At 70.4% G+C, this 20,053-nt stretch carries 35 protein-coding genes; 1 reads left to right on the top strand and 34 read right to left on the bottom strand.

Annotated features, from left to right (window positions below; all coding sequences use genetic code 11):
* Positions 1–90: 90 nt before the first annotated feature.
* From ACZ4WV_RS05525 to ACZ4WV_RS05390, 28 genes are all read right to left on the bottom strand, one after another.
* Positions 91–624, bottom strand: a complete 534-nt coding sequence (locus ACZ4WV_RS05525; protein ID WP_465743064.1) for a hypothetical protein — start codon at positions 622–624, stop codon at positions 91–93.
* Positions 621–1,073, bottom strand: a complete 453-nt coding sequence (locus tag ACZ4WV_RS05520) for a phage tail tube protein (protein WP_465743062.1) — start codon at positions 1,071–1,073, stop codon at positions 621–623. The genes ACZ4WV_RS05525 and ACZ4WV_RS05520 overlap by 4 nt, the downstream gene beginning before the upstream one ends.
* An 11-nt stretch (positions 1,074–1,084) precedes the next feature.
* Positions 1,085–1,504 carry a minor capsid protein gene (locus ACZ4WV_RS05515; protein ID WP_465743060.1) on the bottom strand — a complete coding sequence of 140 codons (420 nt, stop codon included), beginning with the start codon at positions 1,502–1,504 and terminating at the stop codon, positions 1,085–1,087.
* Positions 1,497–1,853 (bottom strand): hypothetical protein, encoded by a 357-nt coding sequence (locus ACZ4WV_RS05510; RefSeq protein WP_465743058.1) that lies wholly within the window; start codon positions 1,851–1,853, stop codon positions 1,497–1,499. The genes ACZ4WV_RS05515 and ACZ4WV_RS05510 overlap by 8 nt, the downstream gene beginning before the upstream one ends.
* Before the next feature lie 9 nt (positions 1,854–1,862).
* The gene (locus tag ACZ4WV_RS05505) at positions 1,863–2,174 is read right to left on the bottom strand and encodes a hypothetical protein (protein ID WP_465743056.1); all 312 of its coding nucleotides are present in this window, start codon (positions 2,172–2,174) and stop codon (positions 1,863–1,865) included.
* Between the two features lie 2 nt (positions 2,175–2,176).
* Entirely contained in the window at positions 2,177–2,605 is a 429-nt protein-coding gene (locus ACZ4WV_RS05500; protein ID WP_465743054.1) for a hypothetical protein, read from the bottom strand.
* Between the two features lie 10 nt (positions 2,606–2,615).
* Entirely contained in the window at positions 2,616–3,134 is a 519-nt protein-coding gene (locus ACZ4WV_RS05495; protein ID WP_465743052.1) for a hypothetical protein, read from the bottom strand.
* 10 nt (positions 3,135–3,144) lie between these two features.
* Positions 3,145–3,741: a hypothetical protein gene (locus tag ACZ4WV_RS05490; protein ID WP_465743050.1), complete on the bottom strand. Its 597-nt coding sequence runs from the start codon at positions 3,739–3,741 to the stop codon at positions 3,145–3,147.
* Positions 3,738–4,052: a hypothetical protein gene (locus ACZ4WV_RS05485; RefSeq protein WP_465743048.1), complete on the bottom strand. Its 315-nt coding sequence runs from the start codon at positions 4,050–4,052 to the stop codon at positions 3,738–3,740. The genes ACZ4WV_RS05490 and ACZ4WV_RS05485 overlap by 4 nt, the downstream gene beginning before the upstream one ends.
* 2 nt (positions 4,053–4,054) lie before the next feature.
* Positions 4,055–5,116 carry a major capsid protein gene (locus ACZ4WV_RS05480; RefSeq protein WP_465743046.1) on the bottom strand — a complete coding sequence of 354 codons (1,062 nt, stop codon included), beginning with the start codon at positions 5,114–5,116 and terminating at the stop codon, positions 4,055–4,057.
* A 12-nt stretch (positions 5,117–5,128) separates the two neighbouring features.
* A complete protein-coding gene (locus ACZ4WV_RS05475) occupies positions 5,129–5,887 on the bottom strand; it encodes a hypothetical protein (protein ID WP_465743044.1) in 759 nt (252 codons plus the stop codon).
* A gap of 107 nt (positions 5,888–5,994) precedes the next feature.
* Positions 5,995–6,114 carry an Rmf/CrpP fold protein gene (locus ACZ4WV_RS05470; RefSeq protein WP_465743042.1) on the bottom strand — a complete coding sequence of 40 codons (120 nt, stop codon included), beginning with the start codon at positions 6,112–6,114 and terminating at the stop codon, positions 5,995–5,997.
* Between the two features lie 86 nt (positions 6,115–6,200).
* Positions 6,201–6,680, bottom strand: a complete 480-nt coding sequence (locus ACZ4WV_RS05465; protein ID WP_465743040.1) for a hypothetical protein — start codon at positions 6,678–6,680, stop codon at positions 6,201–6,203.
* Positions 6,681–6,806: 126 nt separating this feature from the next.
* Entirely contained in the window at positions 6,807–7,961 is a 1,155-nt protein-coding gene (locus tag ACZ4WV_RS05460) for a phage minor capsid protein (RefSeq protein ID WP_465743038.1), read from the bottom strand.
* Between the two features lie 8 nt (positions 7,962–7,969).
* Positions 7,970–9,547, bottom strand: a complete 1,578-nt coding sequence (locus tag ACZ4WV_RS05455) for a phage portal protein (RefSeq protein WP_465743036.1) — start codon at positions 9,545–9,547, stop codon at positions 7,970–7,972.
* A gap of 29 nt (positions 9,548–9,576) precedes the next feature.
* The gene (locus ACZ4WV_RS05450; protein WP_465743034.1) at positions 9,577–10,824 is read right to left on the bottom strand and encodes a PBSX family phage terminase large subunit; all 1,248 of its coding nucleotides are present in this window, start codon (positions 10,822–10,824) and stop codon (positions 9,577–9,579) included.
* Positions 10,824–11,342 carry a helix-turn-helix domain-containing protein gene (locus ACZ4WV_RS05445; RefSeq protein WP_465743032.1) on the bottom strand — a complete coding sequence of 173 codons (519 nt, stop codon included), beginning with the start codon at positions 11,340–11,342 and terminating at the stop codon, positions 10,824–10,826. The genes ACZ4WV_RS05450 and ACZ4WV_RS05445 overlap by 1 nt, the downstream gene beginning before the upstream one ends.
* Positions 11,343–11,655: 313 nt before the next feature.
* Entirely contained in the window at positions 11,656–11,931 is a 276-nt protein-coding gene (locus ACZ4WV_RS05440) for a hypothetical protein (protein ID WP_465743030.1), read from the bottom strand.
* A 378-nt stretch (positions 11,932–12,309) separates the two neighbouring features.
* Positions 12,310–12,438 (bottom strand): hypothetical protein, encoded by a 129-nt coding sequence (locus ACZ4WV_RS05435; protein ID WP_465743028.1) that lies wholly within the window; start codon positions 12,436–12,438, stop codon positions 12,310–12,312.
* 87 nt (positions 12,439–12,525) lie between these two features.
* Positions 12,526–12,690, bottom strand: coding sequence for a hypothetical protein (locus tag ACZ4WV_RS05430; RefSeq protein ID WP_465743026.1), 165 nt, complete (start codon positions 12,688–12,690; stop codon positions 12,526–12,528).
* Positions 12,691–12,716: 26 nt separating this feature from the next.
* A complete protein-coding gene (locus tag ACZ4WV_RS05425) occupies positions 12,717–12,926 on the bottom strand; it encodes a hypothetical protein (protein ID WP_465743024.1) in 210 nt (69 codons plus the stop codon).
* Between the two features lie 144 nt (positions 12,927–13,070).
* Positions 13,071–13,802: a hypothetical protein gene (locus ACZ4WV_RS05420; protein WP_465743022.1), complete on the bottom strand. Its 732-nt coding sequence runs from the start codon at positions 13,800–13,802 to the stop codon at positions 13,071–13,073.
* Positions 13,802–14,224, bottom strand: coding sequence for a hypothetical protein (locus ACZ4WV_RS05415; RefSeq protein WP_465743020.1), 423 nt, complete (start codon positions 14,222–14,224; stop codon positions 13,802–13,804). Before ACZ4WV_RS05415 ends, ACZ4WV_RS05420 begins: the two co-directional genes overlap by 1 nt.
* A gap of 11 nt (positions 14,225–14,235) precedes the next feature.
* Positions 14,236–14,919 carry a hypothetical protein gene (locus ACZ4WV_RS05410; RefSeq protein ID WP_465743018.1) on the bottom strand — a complete coding sequence of 228 codons (684 nt, stop codon included), beginning with the start codon at positions 14,917–14,919 and terminating at the stop codon, positions 14,236–14,238.
* Positions 14,920–14,921: 2 nt separating this feature from the next.
* On the bottom strand, positions 14,922–15,089 hold the full coding sequence (locus tag ACZ4WV_RS05405; protein ID WP_465743016.1) for a hypothetical protein: 168 nt from the start codon (positions 15,087–15,089) through the stop codon (positions 14,922–14,924).
* A gap of 84 nt (positions 15,090–15,173) precedes the next feature.
* On the bottom strand, positions 15,174–16,313 hold the full coding sequence (locus ACZ4WV_RS05400) for a hypothetical protein (RefSeq protein ID WP_465743014.1): 1,140 nt from the start codon (positions 16,311–16,313) through the stop codon (positions 15,174–15,176).
* 23 nt (positions 16,314–16,336) lie between these two features.
* Entirely contained in the window at positions 16,337–16,564 is a 228-nt protein-coding gene (locus tag ACZ4WV_RS05395) for a hypothetical protein (protein ID WP_465743013.1), read from the bottom strand.
* Between the two features lie 8 nt (positions 16,565–16,572).
* Positions 16,573–16,938, bottom strand: a complete 366-nt coding sequence (locus ACZ4WV_RS05390) for a hypothetical protein (RefSeq protein ID WP_465743011.1) — start codon at positions 16,936–16,938, stop codon at positions 16,573–16,575.
* Between the two features lie 139 nt (positions 16,939–17,077).
* Between ACZ4WV_RS05390 and ACZ4WV_RS05385 the strand changes: the two genes are divergently transcribed.
* Complete coding sequence (locus ACZ4WV_RS05385; protein WP_465743009.1) at positions 17,078–17,332, top strand: hypothetical protein; 255 nt, start codon at positions 17,078–17,080, stop codon at positions 17,330–17,332.
* Positions 17,333–17,469: 137 nt separating this feature from the next.
* On the opposite strand, the gene ACZ4WV_RS05380 is transcribed toward ACZ4WV_RS05385, so the two are convergent.
* The 6 genes from ACZ4WV_RS05380 to ACZ4WV_RS05355 are packed head-to-tail and all read right to left on the bottom strand — an operon-like array spanning position 17,470 to position 19,868.
* Positions 17,470–18,120, bottom strand: coding sequence for a hypothetical protein (locus tag ACZ4WV_RS05380; RefSeq protein ID WP_465743007.1), 651 nt, complete (start codon positions 18,118–18,120; stop codon positions 17,470–17,472).
* 36 nt (positions 18,121–18,156) lie between these two features.
* A complete protein-coding gene (locus tag ACZ4WV_RS05375) occupies positions 18,157–18,600 on the bottom strand; it encodes a hypothetical protein (protein WP_465743005.1) in 444 nt (147 codons plus the stop codon).
* Positions 18,597–18,749 carry a hypothetical protein gene (locus ACZ4WV_RS05370; RefSeq protein ID WP_465743003.1) on the bottom strand — a complete coding sequence of 51 codons (153 nt, stop codon included), beginning with the start codon at positions 18,747–18,749 and terminating at the stop codon, positions 18,597–18,599. Before ACZ4WV_RS05370 ends, ACZ4WV_RS05375 begins: the two co-directional genes overlap by 4 nt.
* Positions 18,746–19,270 carry a hypothetical protein gene (locus ACZ4WV_RS05365; protein WP_465743001.1) on the bottom strand — a complete coding sequence of 175 codons (525 nt, stop codon included), beginning with the start codon at positions 19,268–19,270 and terminating at the stop codon, positions 18,746–18,748. Before ACZ4WV_RS05365 ends, ACZ4WV_RS05370 begins: the two co-directional genes overlap by 4 nt.
* Positions 19,267–19,626 carry a hypothetical protein gene (locus ACZ4WV_RS05360; protein ID WP_465742999.1) on the bottom strand — a complete coding sequence of 120 codons (360 nt, stop codon included), beginning with the start codon at positions 19,624–19,626 and terminating at the stop codon, positions 19,267–19,269. The genes ACZ4WV_RS05365 and ACZ4WV_RS05360 overlap by 4 nt, the downstream gene beginning before the upstream one ends.
* Positions 19,623–19,868 (bottom strand): hypothetical protein, encoded by a 246-nt coding sequence (locus ACZ4WV_RS05355; protein WP_465742997.1) that lies wholly within the window; start codon positions 19,866–19,868, stop codon positions 19,623–19,625. Before ACZ4WV_RS05355 ends, ACZ4WV_RS05360 begins: the two co-directional genes overlap by 4 nt.
* Between the last annotated feature and the right edge of the window lie 185 nt (positions 19,869–20,053).

Here is a 20,053-nt window from a genome sequence, read left to right as displayed (position 1 = left end):
TGTCAGCGCGCCGTGGCATCTGGTTGTAGGCCTCGAGCCAACGGGACTCTGGGGACAGGCCTGAGAGGTAGACCAGGAACTCGCGGTCGCTCAGCGCCGCGAGCGCTTGCGGCCCGATCGCGTACTCCCGCCGGAAGTCCGCTTCGAGGAGGGCCCAGTGCCGGAGGACGCCCCGCCAGAGGTCCCCGACGCGGTCGGGGCTTTTCCCTCGGCCCGCACGGTCTGCTGCTGGTCATACGCCGTCGCGGCCTGGGGCAGCGAGATCGAGCCGGGGGCCTTGATGTTGGCGATGGACCAGGCCAGGACGATGCCGAGCTGCCGGTCGTCGATGCCGCTGTCGAGCCAGTGCTGGAGCGCCTGCGCGCCGAAGAGGGGCGCGAGGACGCGGGCGAACGCGTCCATGTCCTCGTCCTCGGCATGCCGCGCGAGCAGCAGGTTGAACGTCAGCGGCACGCGGGAGGGCAGCTCGTAGTCGACGCCGTACAGGCGGATCGTGGCCGGGCGGGCCTGCTCGACCTCGGAGGCGAAGAAGGCGTCCGCGTCGGCGAACACCTCCGCAGCGTCCTCGGGCTCGTCGTCGAGCAGGTCGTCCAACTCCTCGGGGTGGGTGATGTGGTTGGTCACGGCGCCGCCATGTAGGTTTCGGCGCCGGTCCGGCTGATCTCCATGCCCCATTTGCCGAGGTCGTTGGTGCCGCCGCCCATCTCCGCTGCCTTGGCGGTGACGTTCCAGACACGCCACTGGGTTTCGGTGCGGTAGCGGAACCGGATCTGGCCGACGCTGGCGTCCACCAGGCCCTGCGCGAGGGTGTCGAGGGCGGCCTGGCCCGGGTCGGCGAGGCCGGTTGCCGGGTCAACGCGCCTGATGCCTTCGAGCTTGAGGGAGCCGCCGCGCTGGAGGACGATCTCCTCGTACTGGCCCTGGGAGTCGAAGTCCGTGCTCTCGGTCCTGGCGTCGTGATCGCCGAGGTTGACGGTGATCGACTTGATGCCGGCGACGCTGGTCCATGTGGGGGTGGCGCCGACTGCGATCTGGAACAGATAGCCGCGTGCCTCGATCTTCTTCGTGGCCACGTCGGGCCTCCTTACGTGCGGTTCGCGGTCGGATTGACCACGGTGAGGCGGTAGTTGGTGACGTGCTCGTGGCGGCCGTTGCCATCGACACCGAGCGGGCTGGGCGTTTGCTGGGCGACAGCGAGGATCAGCCAGGTGCCATCTGGGAGCTCGACGCCGGCGAGGCCGTGCAGAGCGCTGTAGATGGCCATCGCCCGGCGGCGGGACACCCTCGGATCGGGACCGCCGCGGGCGCGTACCTGGAGGCTGACCTCGTCGTCCTCGTTGAGCGGGTCTGGCTCAGCCGCCCCGTAGGCGCCGAGGGCAACGGCGGCGTCCGGGACGGGCGGCATCGTGTCGATGAAGCAGTCGCCACCGGTGCCGTCGGGTTCGTAGGTAACCAGGCCCAGGCCAGCCAGGTACCGAGCGACGCCGTCAAGGAGGTCAGCCACGGTCGGCCCTCCGGATCGCCGCGGCGATCAGCGCCAGCACCGTCTGGCGCGAGGCGTTGAACGGGGCCTCGAGGTACTTGGCCTGCCTGCCGGGAGCGTGCCTGTAGTCCAGCTCCTCGTGCTGCCGCACCGCGTACGGGGTGTCGTAGGAAACGGCACCCTTGAGCGCGGCCCGGTCCACCTGGGCCTTGCCGGAGCGTTCCAGGGTGCCCTCCTCCAGCGGCACGACCCGCTTGGACTCGGCGAGCACGTACTCCATGCCGTCGGCCAGGCCGCTGGCGGCTTCCTCGCGCGCTCGCCGGAGCCACTCACCGCCCGACCAGCTGAACCGGCTGACGTTGACCGCCATGGTGACCTCCTAGACGAGCTGGACTTCGACGTGGTCGGGGGTCGGGAGACCGCCGCCGTCGCGGTTGAGGGTGGCGATGACGGTGGTCTGGCGGCCGGATGGAAGCGTGACCCGGCTGCCGGCCGGAACAGTGGTGCCGGGCAGGCAGTACGCCGTCGACGTGGAGGTGATTTCGCGGCCGTCCTTGGCCCGGACGAGCCGGGTCTGGTCGTCGAGGAAGCAGCGGACGCCGGGCTGCGGTGGCCCGTACTTGGGCCCGTAGGCGGAGTCGCCGAGGTAGGGCTCAACGGTGATGCTGTGCCGCATGAGAAAGGCGATCATGCTCACCAGCCGAGCCCCGTCCACTGCGAGCCGACCCGGAAGAAGTCGACCAAGTCGGGGTTGTTGAGGTAGTCCCAGACTGCGGGGGCGACCTCGCGTGCCGGGCTTGCCATGCCCGACACGGCGCCGTCCGGCCGCTGCATGTGGGCTGTTCCGATGCGGACGGTGCTCCAGCCCGCGCCGACTGCCCCGGTCATGTCGCCGACGCCCTGCCACCACTCGACCTGTGCGCAGGTGGCGTTGGCGAAGGCGTCGGCGACCGGCTGGTCGGTGGGCATTCCGGTGGTCGTGCTGGCGTTGTAGACGGCCAGCCGGAACACCTGCGAGTCCAGGAACGCGGACGCACGGGCGAGGAGTCGGTCCGCGTCCGGTGGCGCCGCCTGGCCGAGGTAGGCGGCGAGTTGGGCTGCGGTGGCGTAGACGCGGGCCACAGGCCACCTCCTACGCGCTGGAGCCGATGACGATCACGTCGTAGGTGACCGACGTCCCCGAGCCGCCGTTGGTGACCCGCAGGAGGTCTGCGGTTCCGCCAGTGACCGGGTAGGCGGTGGCGTCCGGGGCGAGCAGGGCGAACACGCCACCGGGTCGGACGTTGACCTTGTCGGTCGCGGACCCGGCCCAGGCGAAGAACCCGTTCGCCGCCGCGGCGCCGATTACGACGTTGTTGGTGTTGGCGGCGGACGCGGCGATGATGATCCCCTTCACCCGGGCGAGGGTGAGCGTGCCGCCGAACGCGTCGAGCAGCGTGCCGGCGAGGTCAAGGTCCTCGTTTGCCGACGCCGCGAGAGTGCGCCCGCCGGAGACCCAGAGCTTGTCAGCCTGGCCGGCGCCGGTGCCGGAGCCGAGTCCGAGGGCCTGCTGGTAGGTGACGGGCAGCTGCGGGGTGGCGCCGCTGATTGGCGCGGTGCCGGTCAGTAGCGTGCTGAGGCTGACCAGGAGCTGGGTGTTCTGGAGTGCCACGGTCGCCTCCTCAGGTGACGATGACGAGCGGCACCGTGGCGACCGCGGTCGGGGTGGCGATGGTGGCCGGCGCGGTTCCGGTAAGCGCGGAGCCGGACGTCTGCGCGAGGTTCTTCTCGCCCGTGACGATGCCGGCCGACGCGGTCGTGGAGACTCCGACCAGGCTGGGCGGGGTGGTGGCCTTGACCATGATCGAGGCCCAGTACCAGCCGTCAGCGGTGATCGTCACCGGGGAAGCGAGCGGAAACGTCTTGTTCGTGGTCGCGCCCCACGCCGTGGTCGTCGCGTCAGCGGACTGGGCGAGCAGCGCCGGCGTCGCGGCCGAGCTGTACAGCGCCGCCCACTGGTTGGTCGGGACGGACGCGGCCGTCGCGCCAGAGCGGAACGTCAGGTTGGAGACGACGTCGCCCTTGCGCAGGTAGATCGGCACGCTCGTCATGACCTGCGTGGTCAGCGCGCCCGTGTCCGCCGAGGCGAGGAGCCTGGGCATGTTGGATCGGTAGTAGGCGGAGCCGGGGTCGGCGCCGCCGAGCTCTTGGCGGACGACGTCACTCGCGTACGAGAGCTCGTCGCGGATGATGCCGACGTAGCGGCCCATGGTGGTCACGACTGACTCCCCTTCCGGGACTTGGTGTCGGTGGCGCTGGCCTCGTCGGCCGACTCGGACGTGTCGGTGGCGTCTGTTGCCGTCTCGGCGCCGAGCTCGCTGATGTCGGGCACGGCGTCGGCGCCCGGGTCGAAGCCGACGGCCTCGACGCGCTCGTCCGCCGCGACCAGGCCGTAACCGGCGCGCTGGAAGTAGCCGTAGGCGGCACCCTGGTTGGCGCTGTCGATGGTGGCCGTGCCGCCCTCAAAGCGCACGCCCACGATGTCGCCGCTGAACTGCTGGTCGGGGTGCGTGACGATGATCTCGGTCATGGTCAGCTCACCTTGATGTTTCGGAGGACACCGCACGCTCGGGTGTTGCGGATGACCGCAGCAACCGGGCCCATCTCGATCTCGCCTGACTTGATTGCGCCGGGCAGGTTGAAGTCGGGCATGTAGGTGTTGACCAGCGGCTGGCCGGCGACGGAGGCGCCGTGAAGGGCGTCCAGGCCGAACGAGACGGCGTACAGGTCGGTCAGGCCGGTGATGTTGCCGCCGGCGCCGGCGCCGTCGGGGTCGCGCGTCTGGATCGGGATGATCGGCCCGGTGCCGAGGGCGACGTCACCCATGTCCACCAGGACCCACTGCCCGTACGACTCGATCTTGCGGCCGAGGTCGTCCTGGACGGCGGTGTACATCGCGGCCCAGCGGGCGAGTGCGCGCACGCGGGTGATGCTCTGGGTGTTGCCGAGGATGGCCTTCACACCAGGCGGCAAGGCGCCGGGCATGCCCGCGTCGCCGCCGCCGGTGTGGCTGGGGACGATCTGCGAGAGGAAGTTGTCGAGCTGGTCGAGGGCGGCCATGGCCAGCGACTGGCTGTTGATCGTGCCGGGGGTCCAGTCGAGGTAGCCGGTGGTGGCACCGTTGTTGAGCGGCAGGTACTCGGTGTTCTGGCCGGTGAGGCTCTTGTCGAGGCCGTCGAACCCGCCATCGGTGGAGCTGTCGCCGCGGATCAGCTGCTGCTGGAACGTGGTCCGGGTGCCGGTCAGCAGCTGCTGCATCTGGAAGCTGATTTCGTTCGTCGCGGCGGGGCCGAGGCGGGCGAGAGTGCGGTCGATCGTGAACGCCCCGCCCAACGGCTTGAGGTCGACGGTGTACCGCTGGCGAGCTGCCTGCGCTGCGGTGTACTCCTCGTTGTAGTTGCGGAATGCCGCGTTGCGGGCGGTGGTGAGGCGGGTGTAGCCGTAGGTCAGGGTGCCGCCGCCGGTGCCGGGGGTGACGGTGTCGTCGAAGACCATCTGGTCGAGGACCCAGGAGTAGCGGCGGAGGTTGTCGATGACGGCGAAGTCGATGTCGGCGAGGGTGTTGACCTGCGCCTGGGCGAGGGTGATGGGCACTGCGGCCCCTCCTTACTGCTGGTAGGCCGCCTTGATCGCGGCCCCGAGGGATGTGGAACGTGCTTTGCCGGTTTCACCGGGCCCGCCGGTGAGGTCGGCGCCGCTACGGCCCGCCTGGGGCTGCGTGCGGAAAGTGGGGTTGTCAGCGACGGCCTGCTTGATCGCGGCATCAAGCTGCGATCCGAAGTCCTTGGCCGAGGGGTCGAGCTCGCGGATCGCGCGGACGAAGGACCGCGAGTCGAGGAGGGCACTGGTCTTTGCCTGGTGCTTCTCGGCGGCGGCGTGCACCGCGAGCTCGACGTCCTTCGCGCGGAGCGCGGACTCCAGCTCGCCGATTCGGCCGGTGTGCGCGGCGATCTGCTTGGTCAGCTCGGCGGGGTCCGGTGGGGTGTCGTCCTTGACCAGGCCGAGCGCTCGGCCGATCTGCTGGGCGAGTTCGGCCTTCGCCTCCTCGGCGGCCTGCTGCTTCGCGTTGACCCGGGCGGCGCCGGCGTCCTTGCGGGCGTCGGCTAGCTGCTTCTCCAGGCGGGCGATGGTGGCAGTGCTGTCGTCGGCAGCCTTGGTCGGCGGAGCGGGCTTCGGTGCCTCCGCCTTCGGCTGCTCGGCTGGGGTGTTCGTCGCCTCGGGCGTCTCGGAGGCCGGCGCGTCGGGGACGGTCTCGCCTTCGCCGTTGCCGCCCGCGATCGGGTAGATGGGGCGCCCGTCGCGGCGCCAGCCGAGGACGGTCTGCGGGGCGTAGGTGGCGGACGGGTGCCGGACAGGGGCGTGCATGATCGGCCCTCCTGGGGGCGGTCGTGGAGTGCCCGCACCTGGCGGGCATGCAAAAGGGCCCGTCCCCTTCGTGGGGCGGGCCCTTCAGATCAGGTGGTGCCGGGGTGTTACCCCTGGGCGTATCCGCGCACCAATGCGGTGCGGAGCATGGTGCCGCGGGGGTGCGGGCACACGGTTACGGGCTGGCCAGTACGGGCGGCCTGCAGACCGGCCTGAATGGCGCGCACAGAATCATCGCGGAATCCCACTTGTCTCCTCAGAACTAGACCTACCAGCAAGCAGCGTAGACCATTAGTGCCTAGTTCGACACTGATCAAGATTCCTTTCCTGTGGATCGTCTCGTGGGACGTCCGGATCCGATGATCAGATTTAGGGGAAAGCTTGGCGGTCCCTCAATAGTCCGCTCACGGCTAATGCATCCCTCCACAAGCATGGCGACTCCGAAAAGGGCGAAGTAGATCCCCGTGGCTAGCCAGGCTTTCGATGCGTCACCGTGGCTTGCTGCCACGCCGTAGAAACTGGATCCGGACAGAATGAGTAGGAAGATGCCCGCGCCGATGCCCGCCGGATCGCGCCGCCGCGCATCCTCAACGGTGACGATCTTCCTGATCGTACTATCGATGTGGCGCCCCAGGAGGACCCTTACCTCACTGTCGTGTGGCAGCAGCTTCAGGATCTCAAGATCCACCTTGACTCGATGTCGGCCCTGCGGTTGCTGGTATTGCCGATTGATAAGAACGCCAACGGTCGTGAGCAAGGCCACCACTATAGGGGCGAGAAAGGTCAAATTCATGGTCCCACGGTAGGCGGTTTGAGATCCCTCTCGGCATCCGCCACACAGACCGACAAGTACCGGCGGCCTGGTTGCTGGTCAGTGGTCTAACGGTCTGTCCCGATTACAGGCTAGAGCCATGTCTGATCAGAACTTGTTGCCTTGGTCGCTCTTGGCCTTCCGCGCGGTGTCGGGCACCTGCTCGCGCTCTCGCTTGCGCGGGAGCTGCTTGTCCTGGGTCAGGTCGCGAATCAGCTTCTGGTAGTCGCGGATCCGGGTCCCCGCCTTGCGGCGGGCACCGTCGTCCATGGCTGCGGCCTGACGCCGCTTCCAGGCACGTACCTGCCGCTCGTAGTAGCGCTGCTGCTGCGTGTCCTCGTACGTCGCACCACCAGGATGTGGGGGCGCCTGCGGTCGGATGGTGACGCCGGGCAGGTACAGGCTCAGGGAGTGGCGGCAGTTCGGGTGGAACAGGCCAGCCGCGCGGGCCTCCGCCAGGCTGCCGGCGACGTGCACGACGACCGGCCTGCCGTCCACGGTGGCGTGCTCCTCGGTCAGTGTGTGCGGGCCGGACTGTCCGCCGATGGACAGCACCTCGCCCTCCCACGGGGCGCACAGCGGGCACTCCAGCGGGGCGTCCGAGACGATGACGAGCTCGCGGCCGGCGGCCTGCAGGTGGTCGACGTGGCCCTGGATCGCGGCGCGGCCGGTGACGGAGCGGACGGCCATCTCGGCGTAGGAGGCCATCTGCCAGTTCCGGCCGGCCCGGTCGACGAACCCCGTGATGCCTCGGCCGGCGAACTGGTCGAGGGCTCGTTGGGCAGCCTGGCGGCGGGTCAGCCCGCCGAGGAGGACGGAGCCGGAGACGCGTTGCACGATCGCCTGGTAGGCGTCCGGGATGGCTCGCAGGATCCGCCGGTAGATCGGCCGGGTGTCGTCGAGGGCCTGGTGGGCGAGCCGGTCGACAGCCGCCGCACCGGGCAGGGCCCGCGCGGCAACGTGCCGCAGCCCTTCCGGGAGGGCGCCGAGTTCGGCCACTGCGGCCTGTCCGCCGCGCTGGTAGGCCTCGTGGACGGCCCGGCCGATCGCACCGTCGGCGTCGCGCTGCAAGCCGCGGGTGACGTCCTCGACGGCGGCCCGCAGGTTGCCGATCGCCGCGAGCTTGAGCTCGGCCCACCGCGGGGACTCGATGCCCTCGGCGAGGGCGCGCGCGAGGATGGCCAGCAGGACGTCCTCGGCGTCCTCGTAGATCCGGCCGATCGCTCGGGCCAGGTCGACACCGTCAGAGGGGGATGCGGACACTGCACCCCCTACTGCTCGGGTTCGTCGTCTTGGTCTGGCTCGGGTTCGGTGGGCGGCGCGATGGTGTAGCCGCCGGCGCCGATGCGGGCCGGGTCTGCCATCGGGCCGATGCCCGTCTCGGCGAGAATACGCTCGACCTCTTCCTCGACCCGTTCGTCGTCCCAGTCCGGGTTGACCAGACGGACGCGGGTCTCGGTGCTGGCAGACTCCGCGGCCTTCAGCAGGTTCGCGGTGGTGGCGAGGTCTTGCGGTGACTCGCTGATGGAGTCCTGCCAATCGATCGTCGGCCGCTCCACCACGATGTCGCGGGCGTTGAACTGCGGCCCGGCCTCGACAGCGAGGAGGGCCTCGATGATGTCAGCCAGCGCCGGGCTGGCGTAGAGGACCTTCCGGCCGCGGGTGGTGAGCGTGCGGGCCTGCCGGGCGCGGACTTCGGTGGCGGTGATCGCGGATCCGTCGGGCTCGCCGAACGTGGCGGTGGAGTAGCCGGCCATGCGGATCGCCTGCTCGATGAGCGCGTCCGCGGTGGCCTTGTGTTCGGCGTGGCGAATCGCGAACTGGCTGACGGTGATGCCCTCGTCGCTGGTGGGCGGGATGTTCAGTGCGGCGTAGACCTCGCGGTCCTCGTCGAACGAGGCGCCTTGGCCGGGGCCGGAGCTGGTGAGGTACTGGCCGGACAGCATGATGCGGCCCTTGGCGAGGCGGATGTCTCGCATCCACGACGAGTAGGTCTCGTCGAGGGCGTCGAACAGGGCCTCGACGCCCTGGTAGTCGGACTGGCCCCAGTACGCGGCGCTGGGGATGTCCCGCCAGGAGCGGGCTGGACGCATGTTGGGGATGTACGCGGCGGTCAGGTTGTTCGGGGCGCCGGTGGGGATCGCGGACTGCTCGTCGACCTGCTCGGCCAGCGGGGCGGTGGCGTCGTACTCGGCGAGCGGCACGGCCTTGCCGAGATTGTCGACGGTGCCCTCATAGAGGCCGTGGAGGATCTGGCCGCGTTCGTGCCGCTCCAGGTGACGGACGAAGCTCTTGCCGTCGCACTGGATCACGGTCCAGAACGTGACGGCCACGAGGACGCCGTACCGGAACTCGGGGACAGCTCCGTCTCCCGCGACCGCGGTGATCCACGGGCGGGGCCTGATGTCCGTGTCCCAGACGACGCGCAGGTAGGAGCCGCCGAGAGCGGAGCCTACCTCGCCGGCTTCCAGGAGGCTGGCATGCAGGCCTTCGCCGATGAGGTCGTCGATCCGTTCCTGCGTGGCCGAGTCACCCACGGTGATCTTCGGTGGCTCGGAGAACAGCAGGTCGGAGGACGCGCGGGAGATGTCCCCCGCGAGTGGTACGTGGATCTTGGTGCGGCGCTCGCCGATCGGGGTCGGCTGGCCCCACCACCAGCGACTGAAGCGACCGATCATCCCGCCTCGCAGCTGCGACGGCCGGGTGACCGGCTGCCGGATGCCGCGGTTCAGGTACTGCAGTTGCAGCTTGTCCGGGTCGCCGCTGTACCAGGCGGACCAGTCGGCCAGGGAGGTGCGGACGACGGGGTCGATCGGTGGCCAGGCGGTGTTGTTCGCGGGCAGGGGCACAGTCACCTCCTGCGGGCGTGTCAGGACCGTCAGGCGGCCTGGCTGAGGTCGGTGCGGATGAGGCCGCGCCACTCGTGCGCGGTGGAGTGCAGGACGTACCGCAGGGCGTCCACGGAGTGGTCGTTGACCTTGAGGGGCTTGTCCTGGCCCTTGGCTGCCGCGCTGTCGTCCCACGCGTAGCCGGGCAGTTCGTCGATCAGACCGCGGCATGAGCGATGCACCAGGAGCCGGCCGGAGCCGAGCGCGACACCCACGGAGCGGATGCCGTCCAGCACTTCGTTGTCGGCCTTGGCCACGTTGCTGAGGCCGTCGGCCCACAGCTGGGTCATGAACGAGGCGGCCGAGGGGTCGACGAACAGCCAGTCCGGGTGGGCGTCCTGAGCGGTCAGCCAGTCGCGCAGGCCCTGGGAGTACTGGGCGTCCGTGAGCTGTCGGCGGGTGATGCGGGAGTCGTGGCGGTACTCGGAGACGACGTACAGCCGCCCATCGATACCCAGGCCCAGCAACAGGGCGGAGAAGGCGTTGACGGTGCCGTAGTCGACGCCGACGCCAAGAAGACGCTGCATCGGAGGCAGCACGTCGGCGACCATGGTGTCGGGCTGCCACATGTCGTAGACGGCGCCCTCGGCCTGGACCCAGGCGCCATCGATGAACCGCCGGTACCAGAGCCCGACATACTCGGCCTTGAGGGAGGCGACGTAGGCCGGCGCGAGGGACGGGTTGTCGTCGAGCGTGAAGTGCCACGACCGCAGGTCCAGTTCACTGGCGCGGTCGAGGAACCGAGTCTTCAGCCAGTGGGCCGGACCGTCGGGGTTCGTGGTCGAGAACAGCCGGGCGCCCGGAACCGACAGCCGGCCGAGGAGCTGGTTGAAGAACCCTTCGGGGATGAGCGTCGCCTCGTCCACGTAGGCGAGCGAGGCAGTGAGGCCACGCAGCCGGCCTTCGGCGCGGGCGTCGGCGGCGCCGATCAGGTGGATCGTGCGGCCGAGGATCGTGGCGGTGGTGGCGCCGCGGGTGTGCTGGACCTGGCGGGCAAGCGGGCCGAATAGCTCGGGCGTCTGCAGCGGGTCGAGGACGTTGCGCTCGATCGTTTGTAGCGACCGGCCGACGATGACGATCAGGCCGGTCGTCGGCGCGGTCGAGACGGCGATCAGGAACGCCAACAAGCTGGCGATGGTCTTGCCGGAGCGGATCGCCCCGGACCAGATGTTGATGCGGGCCGTAGCCTGCGCGACGGAGCGGAGCTGCTTGCGGGACAGCGGCAACTGATCGAGCATCAGCCCTCCCCGCCGGTGTCCTCCTCCGCGTAGCGCGCGATGCCGGCTGCGAGGGCGCCGAGCATGGACAGGGCGTCGTCGGCGCCGGTGCCGGCGTCGATGGCTTCGAGGCGGGCCGCGGAGTTCAGGTAGCCGGTGACCGCGCTCGCAAGGTGCTTCTCGTCGGAGGCGGGCGGGTACTCGTCGGAGACGGTGACGACCATGCCGGTGTGCGTGACGTGCTGGTACCGGTACTCGTCCTCTTCGAGGCGGTCCTGGATGCGCTCGACGCGGTCGTAGAGACGCTGGACGGCTCGGGTTCGGCGGTCCCGGTTGTCGACCTGGCGGGCGGAGGTTGCAGCGACGACCTGCGCGGAGCGGGCGAATGTGAGCCCAGCGTTTTGCACGGTCTCGGTGACAACCCGGGCGGACCGGTCGACGCGCCGCATGATCTCGTTACGGGACAGGCCCTCGGCGTGCAGGCGGAGGATCTCGGCACGAATCTCGTCGGTGACCGGGCCGAGCTGGCGTCCGGGCATGGTCACCTCCCAGTGATTAGGCAGCGGCCCCGTTGGGGGGATGATGGGGCCGCTGGGCTCAGAAACACGGAAGCCCCGCAGTCAGCGGGGCTTCCGGAAGAAAAAACGAGGGGCCGTCACGGCTTGGCACCACTCGTTAGGCTCGGCCCATTCGCCAATGTAGACGGCTTGCGCCGCCGCCGTGTTCTGCGGGCTAGCGGGACCTATATGGCCGACCGAAGGTCTGTCGGCGGTCTGTGGTGTCCGGCTTGGCCGAACGTCGGCAGTTTGACAGGCATGGCATCCACCACGCAAGCATCGGCGTTTCGTTCGCTTACGCGGCGGTTTGTCCGACGCGCCAGTCGGGTCGGCGTCCGCCGCGTGCGGGCCGGTTGGCGCCGTTGAGCCAGCAGTGGTACTCGGCCTTGGCGGCGGTGGGCAGGTGGTACAGGTGCGGGCCGCCGGGGATGGGAAGTGCCTCGATCAGCCCGAGCATCGCCCACTTCTTCACCGCAGACTCGCTGACTCCGAACGCGGCGGCGGTGCCGGCTCGGTCGGCGATGTCGGCCGGGTGGATCTGGTCGAGCGGCGGGTTGGGATAGCGGGTCATCGCACCTCCCCGGGTAGCACGAAGGCCCCGCGACGTTGGTCTGCGGGGCCTTCGGGGCGTTTCTGGGCAGGGGCTACCTGCTGCAGCTGAGGTTACGACGGGAAGCGATCACTCCGCAAGCGGTCCCTGCCGGTCAGGCGTTGGGCGCCCACTCGGGCCGGTAGTCGGGGTGGTCGGCGTACGGCAGCGGGAGATCGTCGGTCACCCGATCGCTCGCAGCGCGATGATCAGGCTGCACCAGAGGGCTGCGGCGAATACGGATTTGGCCACGACCTCCACGAATCCGGGGGCCTGGATCCAGCTGCGGATGATGCGCGTCATGTGTCCATCCTCTCGCGGAACCGCCCGCCCCGGTAGTTCCTGGGGCGGGCGGGTTGGTTACTTGCCGGGCTGGGGCTGGGGTGCGGGCTGGGGCCAGACGACGCTGTAGCCGTCGCCGCGCTCGACAACGCGCGGTTCGGCCTGGGCCGTCGTGGGCTGCTCTCCGTCGCCGTTGCTGTACGCCATGATGGCGGTCTCCCTGCTCTGTGTTGGGTGGTGGAGGCCCGGGGCGGCCGGTTTGCTGGCAGGCGTGGCGGCCGCCCCGGGGCGTGGTCAGGCCGGCAGGAGCTCGTACAGCCGGGTGATCTCGTCGCGGATCGCACGGATCTGGTCGACGAGACGGCGACGCTCGTCCGCGTCGAAGACGCACTCGATGAAGCGCTGCTGGAGTTCGGTGAGGCGGTTGTGCGCGGCGTCGAGCTGCTGGTCGATGGTCACGGTGCCGTTTCCTCTCGGGTCAGGGGTCAGTGGGCGTGCGTGTCACAGGGGCGCACGCTGGCCTCCCCGTAGCGCACCGAGGTAACGGCACACAGGCAGGTACCGCAGACGGCTCCGGCCACGGGCAGGGTGTCGGTGGCGTGGGCGACGCGCGCGGGCTGACCGCAGCAGACGAGCTCGTCGTACTCGGCTCGGGTCAGGACGGTGCTGGCCCCGAGGGCCTGGATGACGGTCATGATCTCTCCGGTGTCGGTAGGTCGTCGGGTAGGACGGCCCGGTAGGGGCCGGGTAGGACAGCGGTAGGGATGGCTCTGACCTGCGGTTCCTACCGCCTACTGGTCGGCTTCGGGGTGGGCCGCGGGTGGCTCGGGGGACCGCTCTCATGCGGCGCTGTGGACGATGGCCGGGACGGTCGCGGGGTCGGCCTCGGGGAGGTCGGCTAGGAGGACAGCCGAGCGGTTGTACTGGCGGCCCCCGATCGTGAGCTTCTTCTGCTCCACCACGGCGACCCCGTGGGAGGCCAGTTCGTCGGCGAGATCGGCGACCTTCCAGTCGGTCATCTGGCCCCGCTTCTGGCCCTCTTCGAGGACCGCTTGGAGGTGTGCGGCGGTGCCCTGTTTGGTGAGGCCGGCGGTGTGCCGGATGAGGGCCCACAGCACCTCGGGTGCGGGGGCTTCCTGGACCCACTCCCCGTCGTCCGGCTCGTGGTCGTCAGCGTCGTTCCCCGGGCTTGCGGTGGCCTTGCCGGACGAGTCGCTGTTGTCCTGGCCGACGATTAGGGCGGCCAGGACCCACAGAGTTGCTGCTCCTGCGAGGAGGGCGGCTCGGTGGCCGTGGAGCATCGGCCACACGATCACCGCCGCGACGACGGTGCACCCGGTGGCGACGAGCAGAGGGTGGGTGGGGCGCTCCCCCTGCAACTCCTCCAGGGCCTTGGCGCGCTGGTCGGGGTCCTTGATCTCGCGGGCCTTGGCCCGGCGTTCCTTCCACGCTGTGAGCGCTTCGGTGTGGCTGGCCTTCGCGTCCGCGTGGCGGGTCTTCAGTGGGGCCAGCAGGCGCCGGTTACCTTGGGCGACGGCTGTGAGCGACACCCCTTCGAGGTAGCGCTTCATCAGGCACCAACCAGGGGCTTGAGCACGGAGCCGAGCACGGCGAGCGGGAGGGCCCAGAGTCCACCGGCGGCGGCGTACACGCTCGGCAGGGTGGGCCCGAGGATGCTGTCCAGGATGGGCCGGGGCTTGGTGCCGAACAGAACGATCGTCAGGATCGCGGCGACGGCGCCAACGCCGACGTTGCCGAACGCCTGGTTCTGCGAGGAGAAGGCGTGGGCGAGAGTGTCACCCACCGTGCCCGGTGCGCTGAACGCCTGGCCAGCCCCGGCGGCGAATACGCCGAAGAGGATCATCCACCAGGCGGTGTGGCTGTCCTTGTGCTTCTCGGCGAGCTTGCCTTTGCCTCGGTGGCCGACGATCACCCAGACCGCGATGGCCAGGCAGACGCCACCGGACCCAAAGGCGCCGAACAGCGAAGTCATGATCGGTACTCCTAGTGGTGGAAGAGCTGGCTGGTGGCGGACAGCAGGGGGCCGAGGTGGAGGCTGGCAGCGAGCGCGGAGCCGAAGGGCACGCGGGTGAGAGTGATCGCGATCAGCGGACGCACGCCGTGCAGGTCGGCGATGCGCACTGCCGAGAACCAGCCGCCGCGCAGCCAGACGTCGAGGCAGTAGGTCCCGGCCAGGGCGGCGACGGTGACGCCGTAGGGCAGGTGGCCGAGCCACTGGACCAGGCCGATCGAGTAACCGGCGGAGGCAGACAGGGCGGTGAGGATGCACCAGCGGCGGAACCGGCGGGCTCGCCCGGTGCTGTCCTGGCGCCACAGAGCGGATGCCGAGCGCTTGCGGGCGGCGGCCTCGCGACGGTGGCGGGCTTTGCGCTCGGCGTCCGTCTCCCCCTCGGCCGCGTAGCGGGCTTCGCGGTCGGCCTGGGTGCGGGCTTCCCGTTGTTCGGGAGTCTCGTTGATCAGCGTTCCGATGGTGTGGCCCATCTGGTGCGCGAAGGCGTTCCAGTCGAAGGGCTGCTGTTGGGCAGCTTCGACAGGCGCCGTGGGCTCGGTGTGCGTCTCGGGCTGTTTCGGGGGCCAGCTCTTGCGCCACCACTCGAGGACGGGTTCCTGTTCGGGGGGCCGTCCGATCGTGGGTGGGTGGGCTGGCGGAGGGGGTGGCGGCGTCATGGTCAGCTCCGCTTCTTGGGGGCGAGGCCGCCGGATCGGAGCCACTTGGCGGTGTTGGTGTCGGCCTTGCGGACGTTGTCGCTGTCGCGCAGGCGGTCCTTGGCGGTGCGGCCGGTCGGGGTGGTGCTGGCGGTCTTGTTGCCGCCGGTGAGCAGGGACCTGAGGCCCATGGCTGTCTCCTGGCGTGGAGGGTTGTCGGGGGCGTCGTGGGTGTGCGGCTGGCCCGGCGGTGACCGTCCGCGCGGTGATGTCCTTCAGGCGTAGCCGCCGTTGCCGTGGCGGCGCTCGTGTTCAGCGCGCTGCTGCTCGGTCTGCATGGCCGTCTCGGCGGCCTTCTTCTTGGCCTTGGACAGGCGGTGCCGGATGTAGGCCAGGTCGGCCGTGACGTCCTGCTTGGCGAGGGCGATGGCGATGGATTCGGCGGGGGTGTCGAGGCCGCCGAGGTGCTGGGCCATGGTTGTGATCGCGGCTGCCTTGGACAGGCCGGTGACCTGCGGCGCATTCGGTGCCGCATGCGGGCGCATCTGGGCGCCGATGGCGGGTGCGGGCGCGGCCGTGGGCTGGGGGACGCGGTCGAGGGTGACGGTGGGCACGGCGGCCTCGCCGAGGATGAGCGAGACGTCGAGGGTGGAGACGGTGATGCCGTAGGTGGCGAGCATCTCCGCGAGTTCGGCGTGGCTCTTGTCGGGGTGGGAGGCGGCGGCGATCTCGACGGCGTCGGCGGGGTCCATGGCGGCGAAGCGCTCGCGAAGCAGGGCGCGGTGATCGGTGCGCCGGACGGCGGATGCGGGCGGATGCGGCATGGATGCGCCGCTGGTCACGTGGGCGACGGCGCGCTTGCGGAGGTTGGTGATGGCCTCGTCTCGGGCGAGGGCCCAGCCGAGGGCGCCGTAAGCGGGCAGGCGCATGGGGGTCTCGCCGCGTTCGGCGCGGGCGGCGGCTCGTTCGGTGGCCCAGGCGAGGGCGGAGACGAGGAGGAGGCCGACGGCCGGTGAGGCGTAGAGGACTTCGGCGGGTCGTCCGCCGCCGGTGAAGCGGGCGTGGACGAGGTTGAGGTAGATGCTGGTGGCGGCCATGCCGAGGGTGGCGAGGACGGGTCCGGCGGCGGAGCGTCCGGCGCGGACGGCTTCGCTGGCCATGCGGAGGCACATGTAGGCGACGCCGTCGAAGACGAGTCCGGCGGCGAGGGCGAGGGGCCGGGGGACGTCGTAGTGGCGGGCGACGGTGTAGAGGGACCAGCCGGCCATGAGGGCGGCGGCGGCGCGGACGAGTCCCATGGCGGTGCCCCAGCCGATGGCGCCGGTTGCGGTCGGCGGGGTGGGCTTGGTGGTCATGGTGGTGTGCTCCGGGGAAGCGGCGCGGGTGGTGGTGGGCTCGGCGTCCGGGGTGGTCACGGCCGCCGAGCCAACTGCGAGGGTCAGGCGGTGGGGTTCTGCTTCCAGCTCTCGACGATGTCGACGTTGCGCGCACCGAACTTCTCGCGCAGCCTGCGCCGCAGGGACGCGAGGCCGGTGCCGTACTGGCAGACCGGTCCTCCGTCGACCGTGTAGTCGTAGCTCCACCGCCAGGCCGGACCGGGCCGGGCGACCTCCGGGTAGAGCTGCGAGCGGGTAATGACGATGGTGTGCTTCTTGGCGGTGGTCATGCTGACTCCTAGGCGGCGAGGGCGAGGCGGGCGAACAGCTCGGCGGCGGCCTTGTTGGTCTTCGGCCGGTACACGGCGAGCGCGGCGGTGATCTGGGCGGGCGTGAAGGTCTTCGCCGGGACCTTGAGGACGACGAGCTCGCCGGTGGACTTGGACCGGCGCGGCTTCAGCTCGGTGACCGAGCCGACGCCCGGGCCGGCGGCCTTGGAGAACGCGCTGGAGTAGCGGGCGGCGGTGGCGGCGTCCATGCCGCGGTCGATGAGGGCAGCCTTGGCGGTGAGGGGCTGACCGGTGCGCAGGGCCTTGGTGGTCTGGCGCTGGTTGTGGGTGCGCGCCTTGATGATCCGGCGCTGGCTGCGGGTACGCTGCTGCATGGTCCTGCTCTCCTCGGCTTAGCGGCATGAGGGTGGGACTGGCCCCGGCCATATGGCGTTCGCGCGCCGGCCGGGGCCTTCTTTGTTGCCAGAACCAAGGTAGCGACTTCCTAGCCATATGGCTAGTAAGTCAGGAAGAATGGTGCCAGTGGCCGACGACGAAGGAGGGCCCGACATGGTGTCGTTTCGTGAACTAGCGCGAAGACTCGTGGCAGAGCACATCGTCAAGTCGATGAGCCATCAGCGCGTGTCCCAGCTCCACCGCGAAGATCCGAACTTCCCGCCCGTGATCACGGTGGGGCGGTCAAAGGTGGTCGACTGGAAACAGGCGTTGCCGTACTTCCAGACCCGAAAACCGCAGCAGGGCCGCAGGACTGACCTACACCCGAAGTGACGTTTCTGCTGGCGCATCACGCACGCATCACGGCCCCGCCCGGAGTATCCGAGCGGGGCCGTTTCATGTCGTTGACCAGGGGCGCATCCGCCACGCATCCGGGCGCATCCGTGGTTGGCCCGGCGCTGGTTGGCAGCTCAGGCCGCGGTGAGTTCGGCGATGGTGCGCTCGGCGCGGTCGGCGTACTCGGTGGCGGACAGGACAGCCTGGCAGTCCACGTCCGAGCACTCGCGCATCCCGTCCGCCCGAACGGTGACGGTGAGGAGCTGGCAGCGGGGGCACACCTGCCGTCGAGCCGGCGGGGCTATGGGCTGGCCGGCGGCTCGGTTGAGGTGGCCGTGGAGGCGGCCGATCTCGTCGGCAAGGTCACGGGCGTACGGGCGGCCGGCGGCGAAGTCGAGGTGGAGCCGCAGGTAGGCGACGGCGAGGCTGACGGTCGACTCCCGCCAGTCGAGCGGCATGAACGGCGCGCTGACCCGCAGCCATCCGCTCCAGTCGTTGGCGCGCTGCCGGTCCTCGATCACGGTCCGGGCCCAGGTGGTGAGGAGGTCGAGGCCGGGGGTGTCGTCCTGGTCGCCGTACTCGTCGTGGACGGTCGCGGTGGCGGTGGGGCCGATCAGGGAGAGGGCGCCGGGGTTGCACGGCAACGGTGCGGTGCGGGTGGCGCCGGAGACGCGGGCCCCACGCCGACTCGCACCGGGCTGGAGAGCGAGGTGGGCCAGGGTGATCAGCTCGGGCAGCTGGCCGAGCTGGGTGCGGAGGCGGTCCAGGTGCGGGGTGGGGAGCATGTGCGGTCTCCTGGTGCGCTGTTCTTGGCGGGTGGGTTAGTAGGCGGCGATGAGCGCGGCGGCGGCGATCCAGCCCTTGTGCCAGGCCTGGTCGAGGAGGTAGGGCGATCCGGGGTCGCGCTGGAGCCAGGCGCTGCTGCCGGTGGCGTGGGCGAGGCGGGCGACGCCGCGGGGGTGCGTGTCGCGCCAGTGGCCAGCCTGCCGGTCAGCCGCGTAGTGGGTGATGGCGGAGATGGCGAGCGCGGCGGCGGTAGGCACGGGCCGCAGGTGCGTGCCCAACAGGCGGGCGCCGCCGATGAGGGCGATGGCCTGGGTGGCGGTGTAGGTGGCGACGTGTGCCGCGCAGCTGCGGGCACCATCGGGACCGGGCTGGCCCTTGGCGGCGGCCTGTCCGTCGGTTTGGACCCAGTGGTCCGCGACCTCGTGGGCGGCGGTGAGGAGCGCGTAAGCGGCGGCGAAACGGGCGGTACGGCTGGTCATGCTGTCCTCCTGGGCTGGTAGTCGGCGAGGTCAGGGATGACGTCGTGGATAGTGCGGGGCGGCGGGATGGGGTCCCACTGGTCGGGGTCGAGGTCGTCGAGTAGGGCCTCGTCCTCCCAGCCGTCCCACAGGTCGTCGGGGCAGGTCACGACGACGCGTCGGCCGAGCGCAGGACGGCGAGGTTCTCGTGGCAGGTGATGCCGTGGTGATCGGGCCAGAGGCAGGTGGGGCAGGACGGCGGCCGGGCCTCGAAGCTGGTTCCCAGCTCGGCAGCGTGTCTGCGCAGTGCCTCGTCCACGATGGCTCGTGCGCCGTGGCCGCTCCGCATTCCCCACTGGGCGAGGAGATTCAGGAGCATGGATCGGGCGTCCTGGCTGGCGTGGGCGCGGTGGGGCTGCGTGAGCGCGGCCTCAGCCTGCTCAGCGCGGGCCAGCAGGTCGTGGGCCATGCGGCCGAGGTCGTCACAACCTTGTTCGGCCGCGGCAGCCACATTGTTGACGGCGACGCGGGCGACGACGGCTCGGCGGCGCGCGCTCTGCCAGGCGGCGCGGTAGCGGTCGGCACGTCGGCCCTGGCGCCGCCACCGGGCGAGCTCGTCTTCGGCGGCGCGGAGTTCCGCGGCGGCACGGTCGCGCTGCTTGATGAGGTCCTGCGTGTAGGCGCTGGTCATGCTGCATCCCGGGTGAGTGCGGCCTGCAGATTGGCCTCGGCCTGGCGGGCCTTGGCCTCGGCGCGACGGAGGGCGGCGCCGGTGCCGGCGAGTGAGCGCCGGACGGCAAGGAGTTCGGTGCGCTGGTTCTCGATGACCTGTTCGTAGTCGGCGGTGAGGGCGCGGAGCCGGTCGTTCTCGGCTTTCTGGCGGGCGGCCGCCTGCTGGTCGAGGCGGCCGACGGCGGCGGCCTTGAGGGCTCGGCCGAACGCGCTGATACCGGCGCGCAGGCGGTCGGCCTCGTCGGGGGTGAGCATGCGTCGGTCGGCGATGTTGGCGAGGATGCCGAGCTGTTCGAGGGTGGGGACGGTGGTCACGGCTGGGGCTCCTCGTGGTCGGCGGCCTCGCTGTCGACCTGCCGGGTGCCGCGAACGGCGTGGAACTCGGTGGTGTTGCCGTAGCGGGCCCAGAGGATGGCAGGCCGGGTGCCAGTGGCGGGGGTGACGCCGATGTCGTCGGGCATGTCGGGCATGGGGATCCTCCGGGCGGTGGCGATGCGGCAGGCGAACCAGAAGGCGACGGGGCTGCAGGCGAGGACGGTGGCGAGGTCGGGGTTCATGTGCGTCTCCAGGGGTGGAGTGCGTAGAGGGTGGTGGTGAGGCCGGCGCCGCCGAGGGCGCCGGCCAGGACCAGCCAGGGGCTGAGCGTCACGCGTCGGGCCGACGGTCTTGGCGCACCAGCAGCCGCAGTTGCCTGTGGGCTCGGGCTGACCGGTTGCGGCAGCGTGGGCGTGGTCCTCGTCAT

This window comes from Kitasatospora sp. NPDC029312 (assembly GCF_055569215.1).
Note: the sequence above shows the minus strand (reverse complement) of the source record. Positions and strands in the feature narration are given on the sequence as shown.